Source organism: Desulfoscipio geothermicus DSM 3669 (genome assembly GCF_900115975.1).
In the GTDB taxonomy this organism is placed as follows: domain Bacteria; phylum Bacillota; class Desulfotomaculia; order Desulfotomaculales; family Desulfallaceae; genus Desulfoscipio; species Desulfoscipio geothermicus.
In genome coordinates, this window is the sequence record NZ_FOYM01000004.1 from 135,897 (window position 1) to 146,262 (window position 10,366).

11 protein-coding genes are annotated in these 10,366 nt (G+C 55.7%); all 11 read left to right on the forward strand.

Going from position 1 to position 10,366, the window contains the following annotated elements:
* Nucleotides 1-58: 58 nt before the first annotated feature.
* The gene (gene grpE, locus BM299_RS03965; RefSeq protein ID WP_092482159.1) at nucleotides 59-748 is read left to right on the forward strand and encodes a nucleotide exchange factor GrpE; all 690 of its coding nucleotides are present in this window, start codon (nucleotides 59-61) and stop codon (nucleotides 746-748) included.
* A 55-nt stretch (nucleotides 749-803) separates the two neighbouring features.
* A complete protein-coding gene (gene dnaK, locus BM299_RS03970) occupies nucleotides 804-2,666 on the forward strand; it encodes a molecular chaperone DnaK (protein WP_092482160.1) in 1,863 nt (620 codons plus the stop codon).
* Nucleotides 2,667-2,811: 145 nt separating this feature from the next.
* A complete protein-coding gene (gene dnaJ / locus BM299_RS03975; RefSeq protein WP_092482161.1) occupies nucleotides 2,812-3,939 on the forward strand; it encodes a molecular chaperone DnaJ in 1,128 nt (375 codons plus the stop codon).
* Between the two features lie 22 nt (nucleotides 3,940-3,961).
* Complete coding sequence (gene prmA, locus BM299_RS03980; RefSeq protein ID WP_245779634.1) at nucleotides 3,962-4,879, forward strand: 50S ribosomal protein L11 methyltransferase; 918 nt, start codon at nucleotides 3,962-3,964, stop codon at nucleotides 4,877-4,879.
* Nucleotides 4,880-4,898: 19 nt separating this feature from the next.
* Nucleotides 4,899-5,642 (forward strand): 16S rRNA (uracil(1498)-N(3))-methyltransferase, encoded by a 744-nt coding sequence (locus tag BM299_RS03985; protein ID WP_092482162.1) that lies wholly within the window; start codon nucleotides 4,899-4,901, stop codon nucleotides 5,640-5,642.
* A gap of 6 nt (nucleotides 5,643-5,648) precedes the next feature.
* On the forward strand, nucleotides 5,649-6,959 hold the full coding sequence (gene mtaB, locus BM299_RS03990; RefSeq protein WP_092482163.1) for a tRNA (N(6)-L-threonylcarbamoyladenosine(37)-C(2))-methylthiotransferase MtaB: 1,311 nt from the start codon (nucleotides 5,649-5,651) through the stop codon (nucleotides 6,957-6,959).
* Between the two features lie 93 nt (nucleotides 6,960-7,052).
* A complete protein-coding gene (locus BM299_RS03995) occupies nucleotides 7,053-7,397 on the forward strand; it encodes a histidine triad nucleotide-binding protein (RefSeq protein ID WP_092482164.1) in 345 nt (114 codons plus the stop codon).
* Between the two features lie 117 nt (nucleotides 7,398-7,514).
* Complete coding sequence (gene rpsU, locus BM299_RS04000) at nucleotides 7,515-7,706, forward strand: 30S ribosomal protein S21 (RefSeq protein WP_092482165.1); 192 nt, start codon at nucleotides 7,515-7,517, stop codon at nucleotides 7,704-7,706.
* Between the two features lie 147 nt (nucleotides 7,707-7,853).
* Nucleotides 7,854-8,345 (forward strand): NfeD family protein, encoded by a 492-nt coding sequence (locus BM299_RS04005; RefSeq protein WP_092482166.1) that lies wholly within the window; start codon nucleotides 7,854-7,856, stop codon nucleotides 8,343-8,345.
* Nucleotides 8,346-8,502: 157 nt separating this feature from the next.
* Nucleotides 8,503-9,501, forward strand: coding sequence for a flotillin-like protein FloA (gene floA, locus BM299_RS04010; protein ID WP_092482167.1), 999 nt, complete (start codon nucleotides 8,503-8,505; stop codon nucleotides 9,499-9,501).
* Between the two features lie 25 nt (nucleotides 9,502-9,526).
* The gene (locus BM299_RS04015; protein ID WP_092482168.1) at nucleotides 9,527-10,189 is read left to right on the forward strand and encodes a chromosomal replication initiator protein DnaA; all 663 of its coding nucleotides are present in this window, start codon (nucleotides 9,527-9,529) and stop codon (nucleotides 10,187-10,189) included.
* The last annotated feature ends 177 nt before the right edge of the window (nucleotides 10,190-10,366 follow it).

Here is a 10,366-nt window from a genome sequence, read left to right on the forward strand (position 1 = left end):
TTTTGCTTATGAAGACTACGGCGCATTTTAAAAATGGTGGCCAAGGGGTGATCGTAGCATGTCAAAACACGAAGAAAACGCAAACCAACAGCAGCCGGTGGTCGAAGAGGCGGCCGGCCAAACGGAAAACGCGGAAGTAGAGGAAAATAACCGGGCACAACCGCAGGAGCACAACCCGCCGGTCGGGAGTGCAGGGGACGCTTCCGTCGATAAGGATACCTCCGGGGGTCCAGACAACCCCGGGGAAGATGAGTCTGTTTCCGGGGCGCTCGGCCATACGGATGTGGAGCAACTGCAAAAAGAACTGGCAGAATACAAGACAAAGACAGAAGAGTACTTTAACCGGCTGGTGCGCCTGCAGGCCGACTTTGACAACTATCGCAAGCGGGTGCAAAAGGAAAAGGAAGATTTCTTCAAATATGCTTCGGCTTCGCTTTGTGAGGCCCTGCTACCGGTGCTGGACAACTTCCAGCTGGCTCTGGCCGCCAGGGAGGAAGACCCGGCCAAGGTGGTGGAGGGAGTGGAAATGATTTACCGTCAACTGCAGGATGTGCTGCAAAAAGAGGGGCTTACACCGGTGGCGGCGGTGGGGGAGCAATTTGACCCTGTAAAGCACGAGGCGGTAATGCAGGAAGCCACTGAGGAACATCCCGAAAACACTGTTATAGAAGAATTGCGCCGGGGATACTACCTGAAAGACAGGGTGATTCGCCCGGCCATGGTTAAGGTAGCTAAAGCCAAGGACTGATTGTCGGGCCGGAAAATAAATAATAACACGGTTTTAAACAGGAGGCGAAGAATAAATGGCTAAGGTATTGGGCATTGACTTGGGTACAACAAACTCTTGCATGGCTGTTATGGAAGGCGGCGAGGCGGTGGTCATTCCCAACGCGGAAGGCGGCCGTACTACACCGTCCGTTGTGGGATTCTCCAAGACCGGGGAGCGGCTGGTGGGCCAGGTGGCCAAAAACCAGGCTGTCAGCAACCCCGATCGTACGGTAAGATCCATTAAAAGGCATATGGGGTCGGATTACAAGACCAATATAGATGGGAAGGAATATACCCCCCAGGAAATATCGGCCATGATCCTGCAAAAATTAAAAACCGATGCTGAAAGCTACCTGGGTGAAAAAATAACCCAGGCGGTGATTACAGTACCCGCCTACTTTACGGACGCGCAGCGCCAGGCTACCAAAGATGCCGGGAAAATCGCCGGTTTGGAAGTATTGCGTATCATCAACGAGCCCACCGCGGCTTCCCTGGCTTACGGCCTGGATAAGGGCGATGACCAGACCATTCTGGTATACGACCTGGGCGGCGGCACTTTTGACGTTTCCATTTTGGAACTCGGCGACGGCGTGTTTGAAGTGAAGGCTACCAGCGGTAACAACCGTTTGGGTGGTGACGACTTCGACCAGCGTATCGTGGATTACCTGGTAAATGAATTCAAAAAGGATACTGGCATCGATCTGAAAAATGACCGAATGGCTTTGCAGCGCATCAGGGATGCGGCGGAAAAGGCCAAGGTAGAATTGAGCGGTGTAATGACCGCCAATATCAACCTGCCGTTTATCACCGCCGATGCCAGCGGACCCAAACACCTGGACATCAACCTGACCCGGGCCAAGTTTAATGAACTTACAGCCGACCTGGTGGAAAAAACCATGGGACCGACCAGGCAGGCCATGGCGGACGCGGGCCTGGAGCCCAAGGACATTGACAAGATATTGCTGGTGGGCGGCTCCACCCGGATTCCGGCTGTGCAGGAGGCCATCAAGGAATACTTCCAGAAGGAGCCCCACAAGGGGATCAATCCGGACGAATGCGTGGCCATCGGGGCGGCCATCCAGGCCGGAGTGCTGGCCGGCGAGGTCAAGGACGTGCTGCTTCTGGATGTCACACCGCTTTCCCTGGGCATTGAAACGCTGGGCGGCGTCTTTACCAAGTTGATCGATCGCAATACCACGATCCCCACGTCCAAGAGCCAGATTTTTTCCACTGCCGCCGACGGGCAGACCACGGTGGACATTCACGTGTTACAGGGTGAACGGCCCATGGCGGCCGATAACAAGACCCTGGGTCGCTTCCAGCTGACCGGTATTCCACCGGCACCCCGGGGCGTGCCGCAAATCGAAGTAACTTTCGATATTGACGTCAACGGTATTGTCAACGTTTCGGCCAAGGACAAGGGAACGGGCAAGAGCCAGAGCATTACCATTACCGGCGGTTCCGGCCTGAGCGACCAGGAAATCGAGAAGATGGTTAAAGAGGCCGAGCAGCATGCCGAAGAAGATAAAAAGCGTAAGGAACTGGTGGAACTGCGTAACCAGGCGGACAGCATGATTTACCAGGCCGAGAAGACCATCAAGGATCTGGGTGACAAGGCCGACAAGGATAAGGTGGACCAGGTCAACAAGGCCATCGAACAGCTTAAGGAAGCGGTCAAAGGCGATGATATCGAACGGATCAAGGGTGCCATCGAGGAACTGACCAAGCCCCTGTACGAACTGTCCGCGGTTCTTTACCAGCAGCAGGCACAGGAAGGACAGGCCGGCGAAGCCGGACAGGGTTGCGGTGCCGGCGGCTGCGGCGCGGGAGCCGGCGAAAACAAGGAAAATGTGGTAGACGCCGATTACGAGGTCGACGACGATAAGAAAAAAGAGTAAGTAAGTTATTTAAAGTCAGGTAACAGGATTTTGGCAAAGTGCGTAGAATAAAAGAGATCATTTGGTTGTCAAAATATGTTCAGCGCGGGAGGGCGAGTTTTTGCGCCCTCCCGGCGGTGTTTGAGGTAAAAGGTGGTGGAATGCCGTGGCAAAGCGGGATTATTACGAGGTGCTCGGGGTATCCCGGGACGCTTCGCCGGAAGAAATAAAAAAGGCTTACCGCAAGCTGGCCCGTAAATATCACCCCGATGCCAACAAGGACGACAAGGATGCCGCAGAAAAATTCAAGGAAATAACCGAAGCTTATGATGTATTGAGCAACGAGGAAAAAAGAGCATCTTACGACCGTTTCGGCCACGCGGCGACGGACGGCCAGTTTAACGGCTTCGGTGGCGGGTTTGGCGGCGGGTTTGGCGACATGGGCGGCCTGGGTGATATATTTGACATGTTTTTTGGCGGCGGCGGCCGCCGGCGCCAGGGGCCCGAGCCGGGCGCCGACCTGCGGGTGGATATGGAACTTACCTTTGAGGAAGCGGCTTTTGGCCTGGAAAAAGAGATTAAAATTCCCCGTACCGAAGAATGTGGCACTTGCGGCGGAAGCGGGGCCGCACCGGGCACCGCCAAGAAAAATTGTGAAGTCTGCCAGGGAACGGGGCAGGTGCAGTATGCTGCGAGTACTCCCTTTGGCCGTGTTGTCCAGAGCCGCACCTGTGACCGCTGTCGCGGTACCGGGGTGATTATCGAAAAACCATGCCCCACCTGCCGGGGTGCCGGGAAGGTGCGACGTCACAGAACCATTAAGGTGAAAATTCCCGCCGGGGTGGATACAGGTTCCCGGTTGCGCCTGGCCGGCGAGGGAGAAGCCGGGCAGCGCGGCGGGCCGCCGGGTGACTTGTACGTTTATATCCATGTCAGCCCGCACCCGGTATTCAAGCGAGAAGGTAACAATGTCATAATTGAGGCACCGGTGAATTATGCCCAGGCCGCCCTGGGAGATGAGATCACTGTGCCGACTCTGGACGGTCAGGCCAAATTGCGGGTGCCCGAGGGAACCCAAACCGGAACCATTCTGCGCATGCGGAACAAGGGCATTCCCGATGTGCGGGGATACGGTCGCGGGGACCAGCATGTATATATCAAAGTAATTACTCCAACTAGGCTAACCGAAAAACAAAAGGATCTGCTGAGGGAATTCGCCCGCATTGAGGGCCAGAAGCCGCAGTCCGGCGAAAAAGGTTTTTTTGAAAAAGTGCGTAATGCCTTCATGGGTTAAGGGAAAAACTGGGGGTTGTTTTTTGAATAGATGGCTTGAGATTGCTGTAACCACTGCTCAGGAGCAGGTGGATGCGGTGGCCGATGTGTTTAACGAAATGGGTTCGGGCGGGGTTGTGATTGAGGACCCCGCTTTAATTTTAGATTTCGTGCAAAAGGGGAACGCGGAAACGGTGGCGCCTTCACTTAAAGAGTCTGCAGGCGAGGAATTAATTGTCAAGGGGTATTTTTTCTGCGACTGCTCGCTGTCGGACCGCCTGGAAGAATTGTCCCGCCGTCTTGCCGATCTGGCTAAATTCTGGAGAACCAGGGAGATTAAAGATGAGGATTGGGCCAACACCTGGCGGGTATATTATAAACCGGTGCAGGTGAGCAAACGCCTGACTGTAAAGCCGGCGTGGGAAAAATACGCAGCCCGGCCGGGGGAAATTGTTATCGAACTGGATCCGGGCATGGCTTTTGGCTGCGGCACTCATGCCACAACCGCCATGTGCCTGGCATTGCTGGAGGACCTGGTGCAGGGTGGCGAGGTGGTATACGACGTGGGCACGGGGTCGGGCATTCTGTCCGTGGCGGCGGCCCTTTTGGGCGCGCGGCAGGTAACCGCTGTGGACATTGAAGAACCGGCGGTGCGAGCAGCCCGGGAAAACGCCAAGCGAAACGGCGTGGCGGATAAAGTTACGGTGGTGCGGGGCAACCTTTTGGATAATCTTGTTGACAGCCGGGCCGACCTGGTGGTGGCCAATATTATCGCCGACGTGATCATACTTTTGGCGCCTGACGCCGCGAGAGTGCTTAAACCGGGCGGTCACCTTATCGCCTCGGGGATCATTCGCGAGCGGGCCGGCGAAGTGCGGCGGGCGCTGCGTGGTGCGGGTCTCGAGCCTGAACGGGAAGTAACGGAGGGCGAGTGGGTGGCCCTGGTGTATCGGAAGGTATAGGTAAAGGTAGTGATGTAAATTGCCCAGGTTTTTTGTGGCACCGGAGCAGGTGCGGGGCGACAACATAATCGTTACGGGGCCGGAAGCGCGTCATATAACCAGGGTATTGCGGCTGGGTGCCGGGGACATAATTACATTACTGGACGGTCGCGGGAACCTGTACGAATGCCGGATCCACCAAAAAGAGGGCAACTCCGTTATTTGCCGGGTACTGCGCCGGGAACAGGCCGGCGGTGAACCGCCCCTGCGCGTGGTGCTGGTGCAGGGCATAGCCAAGGGCGAGCGCATGGATGTTGTAATCCAAAAAGGCACCGAACTGGGCGCGGCGGCCTTTTGGCCGGTGCATTGCCGGCGCAGCGTGGTGCGGCTGGACGCCGGAAAAGGGGCTGCCCGTCGGGAACGCTGGCAGCGCATCGCCGCCGAGGCGTCCAAGCAATGTCGCCGGGCGCGGGTGCCCGAAGTGCTGGAACCGCTTGATTTTGCAACTGCGCTGGACCTGCTGCCGCCCAGAGCCCTGGTTCTGGTCCCCTGGGAAGAGGCGGCGGGCCGCACACTGAAAGAAGAAATGCATTCCGGGTCCAGGCCGGATGAGGTATACGTAATAATCGGTCCTGAAGGCGGGCTTGAACGAACGGAAGTGGAAGCAGCTTGCCGGCGCGGGGGCGTGCCCGTTACCCTGGGCCCGCGCATCCTGCGTACGGAAACCGCCGGGCCGGCCGCTATCACCATGATTTTGTATCACTGGGGCGACTTGGGGGGGTAACATATAATGGCGGATAAAAAAGTGGCCCTGACCACCCTGGGCTGCAAGGTCAACCAGTATGAGTCGGAAGCCCTGGAAGAATTGTTTAGACGCCGGGGTTATACAGTGGTTGACTTTGACGAGCCGGCCGATGTTTATATAATAAACACTTGCACCGTGACCCACCTGGGCGACCGTAAGTCCAGGCAATTGATCCGGCGGGCCGGCAGAACCAACCCCGGTGCCCTGGTGGTGGTCACGGGTTGCTATGCCCAAACGGCACCGGACGAAGTGCTGGAAGTGGAAGGCGTGGATGTGGTGGTGGGCTCGGGGAACCGGGCCAATATTGTGGATTTGGTTGAAAAAGCCGTCAAGGGCTGCAAGGTGAATGCGGTCCTGGACATAACACAATGCCGGGAGTTCGAGGAACTGCCGGGGGAGGCCCGCCAGGGCAGGGTACGGGCCTTTTTAAAAATTCAGGAGGGTTGTGAGAACTTTTGCTCTTACTGCATTATTCCCTACGCCCGGGGGCCGTTGCGCAGTCGCCCGCCGGAGAGTGTACTGGCCGGGGTGCGGGACCTGGTGGAACGGGGTTTTCGGGAAATAGTGCTCACAGGGATTCATACGGGTGCCTATGGCCGTGAGCGGGATGACGGCACCAACCTGGTGCGCCTGCTGGAGAAGCTGGCCCGGGTGCCGGGTCTGGCCAGGCTGCGGCTGAGCTCCGTGGAACCAAATGATATCACCCCGGAATTGTTGGAATTGATGGCTTCCGGTGCGCCTTTTTGCCGCCACCTGCATATTCCCCTGCAAAGCGGAGACGACTCCATATTAAAAAAAATGAAAAGGCGGTATAACACCGACTTTTACCGCAAGCTGCTGGAACAAGTGCGGGAGAAAATTCCCAATGCGGGGGTTACAACCGATATTATGGTTGGCTTTCCCGGGGAGCGGGAAGAACACTTCCGCAACACTTGCGCCTTTGCCGGGGAAATGCGCTTTTCCGGCCTGCATGTTTTCAAGTATTCCCCTCGCCGCGGCACTCCGGCCGCGAAATATCCCGAGCAGGTGGCACCCGGGGTAAAAGACGAACGCAGCCGGGAGTTGATTGCCATCGGCCGGGAATTGGCGCGCTCTTTTGCTTCCCGTTATCTTGATAAAACTGTTGAAGTCCTGGTGGAACAGGCCGTGGCGAGCGAAAAAGGAAACCTGTACGAAGGATTGACTGACAATTATGTTAGGGTTTTTTTCCCGGGGCGGCCCGAATGGCGCGGCAAACTGGTAGATATTACAATTACCGGATTGAGTGACGCCGGTCTGGAAGGAATAATAATTTAAAAATAATGAAGGATTTGGCGAGTGGATGTTGAAGTAAGATAACAGGCCTGAATTGCTGTTTTTTTCTATGTTTTAAGGGAGGAGGTGGACAATGTGCAGGAATGTATTTTCTGTAAAATTATTAACAGGGAGATTCCGGCTGATATAGTTTACGAGGATGACCATATTCTGGCTTTTAAAGATATCCAACCGGCCGCTCCGATCCACCTTCTGTTCATACCCAAAAAACATATTCCCACTTTTTTTGACTTGGAGCCTGAGGACAGCCATATTATAGGTGATTTACAGAGGGCGGCGGCTACCGTGGCCAGGGAGATGGGGCTGAAGGAACGGGGGTTCAGGCTTGTTTCCAATTGTATGAAGGACGCCGGCCAGCTGGTGTTTCACATGCATTACCACTTTTTAGCCGGAAGGCCTTTACAGTGGCCGCCCGGGTAATTGACTGCCCGGTGGGGGGTGTTGTATAATAATCTAGTGTGCTATTTTATCATTGGAGGTTGTTTTTCGGTTTGATGTGGCAAGGCTTTACGGCACAGCGGAGGGGAGGGAAGAACAGTGGCAGAAGTTAGGGTAGGTAAAAGCGAAACTCTGGACAGTGCCCTCCGGCGCTTCAAGCGCACCTGCCAGAAGGCGGGGGTTCTCGCTGAGGCCAGAAAACACGAACATTATGAAAAGCCCAGCGTAAAACGGAAGAAAAAATCCGAAGCCGCCCGGAAACGCAAGTCTAAATTCTCCAGGTTCAATTAAAATATCAATACTGTTTTTGACCGTGTAAAAATTTCTCATGCCCGGTGCATCATGCGCCGGGCTTTAAAATATTTACGTATATTTGTACAGCATCCTGTAACAAAAAGTTGCTTTCTGCTACATAATAATTGGGAGGTGATTCTTGCGATGTCGCCCGATCTGGTTCCGTGGCTGGCCGCCCTGGCTTTCTTGCTGGGTATTTTTGCACTGGTGCTGGAAGTTTTTCTGCTGCCGGGTTTCGGTATTGCCGGTATGGCGGGTATCATATTCCTGGGCTGGGGGGTATTGCTGTTAAGCGTTGATATAACCAGTGCTTTCAAGGCCCTGGTGGTGGCCCTGATACTCAGTATAGTGCTGTTTGTGTTGGGAATAAAGCTACTGGCCGGAATAAACTTCTGGCAGCGTTTCACCCTCGGGGTAAGGCAGTATAAAGAAGCCGGTTATACCACCCCCGGGGAAGAAGCGGGACGGTTTATCGGTTTGGAAGGAGTCGCTGTTACCCCATTGCGTCCTGCCGGAACTGCCGAAGTCGACGGGCAGCGGCTGGACGTGGTCAGCGAGGGGGGATTTGTTATGGCCCGGGCTAAAGTAAAGGTCATCAAGGTAGAGGGCAGCCGCATCGTGGTGCGCCCTTTGTAGAATGATGCGGGGACTGTAAATCCCGCCATATAAAGGCTTGGTCTTTTTAAAACCGTAAGAAATATTAACATGTAAGTAAAAGTTAAGGCCGGTGCGGACGTGTTTAAACAATTGACATTGCGAACAAAAAACCGGCCAAAACCGGGGAGGTATACTTGTGACGCCTTTTGTTTCTTTGCTAATACTGGTAGTGTTAATTTTTATCGGTTTAGCGGTTATTCTCAGCTTTATTCCGGTTGGACTGTGGATTTCCGCCCTGGCGGCCGGAGTTCGGGTGGGTATTGTCACCCTCATCGGTATGCGCCTGCGCCGGGTACCCCCGGCCCGGATCGTTAACCCGCTGATCAAAGCGGATAAAGCCGGTCTGGACATATCGGTGAACCAGTTGGAAGCCCATTATTTGGCCGGCGGCAACGTGGACCGGGTGGTGGACGCCCTGATTGCTTCGGAACGCGCCAATATCAACCTGCCGTTCGAGCGGGCGGCGGCCATTGACCTGGCGGGACGGGATGTGTTGGAAGCCGTGCAGATGAGTGTTAACCCCAAGGTGATCCAAACGCCCTGGGTGTCGGCGGTGGCCAAGGACGGTATCGAGGTGAAAGTGGTGGCCCGGGTGACGGTGCGGGCCAATATCGACCGCCTGGTGGGCGGTGCCGGCGAGGAAACCATCCTGGCTCGGGTGGGCGAGGGGGTAGTATCCACCGTGGGTTCTATGGAACATCATAAGGAAGTACTGGAAAACCCCGATTCAATCTCCCGCACTGTTCTGGATAAGGGGCTGGATGCGGGTACCGCTTTTGAAATTCTGTCCATAGACATTGCCGATGTGGACGTGGGACGTAATATCGGAGCCGCGCTGCAAACCGATCAGGCAGAGGCGGATAAACAGATTGCCCAGGCCAAGGCGGAGGAGCGGCGGGCCATGGCGGTGGCCAGGGAACAAGAAATGAAGGCTGCCGTGCAGGAAATGCGGGCCAAGGTGGTGGAAGCCGAGGCCTTGGTACCCCAGGCCATGGCAGACGCGCTGCGTCAGGGTAAAATAGGCGTTATGGATTATTACAATATGCAGAATTTACTGGCCGATACGGATATGCGGAAAAATATAGCCAAAATGGGAGAGGATGAAGAAGAAAGCCGGGAGCTGCGGAAAGAATAAGTTTTTTAGGGAATGAGGCGTGCCCATGACCAAAACTATTATTCTAATGATTATTATTTATCTTGTTTTGACAAAAATTATGAATCGTGATGGCCGGGACCGCTCGCCCCGGACGACAATTCCCGGCTCGAACCGAACGGGGCGGGACCCTTCGCCGGCCGGCCCCCGGGGGGTGCCGGAGCGGGGTACGGACGACGCTCCGCTGGCGGGGCCATGGAACAGGATGCCGGGTCCTGAAGCGGATGTCCCGTTGCCTGGCCCCTGGAATAAGTTCCCCGCACCGGAAGAAGCCGACATGCCGCTGCCCGGCCCGTGGGACAGGGGACCCGTGGATGCGGGCCGGGATACAGATAGAGGAAGGGTTGACCGGGACCGGGAGCCTGAACCGATGCCGGAAAAAAGACAGCCCTGTGAAAATACAGGACTTGGAACCGGCCGGCGAGACCCGGATGAGGTCAAGCCCTTCGAGGAAGGACCGCGAAGGCTTCCCGACAGGGCTGCCGTTTCAAAACTTGATAAAAAAACGGGGGACGCAAAAGGCGCCGTTTCCGAGTCGGCCTGCAGGGAAAGAAAACGCTGTCGTTCGAGGAACCCGCTGGCTGCCGTGCTGAATGACCGGTCTGCATTGGCGGGGAGCATGGTGCTGGGCGAGGTGATTGGCAGCCGCGGCGGCCGGAGAAGAAAGTAAACAGGCAAAAAAGGGGACAGGCATCGTAAAAGGGGACAGGCACCATTTTCAAAAAACGAAAATGGAGCCAGTCCCCTTTTACGGTGCCTATCCTGAAAAGGCATATTGGGTGCGGGCGGGTTGTTCCCCGCAAGTGATGTATCGGAGCGTCGGTAACGGGACTTGGTGAAGCTGAGG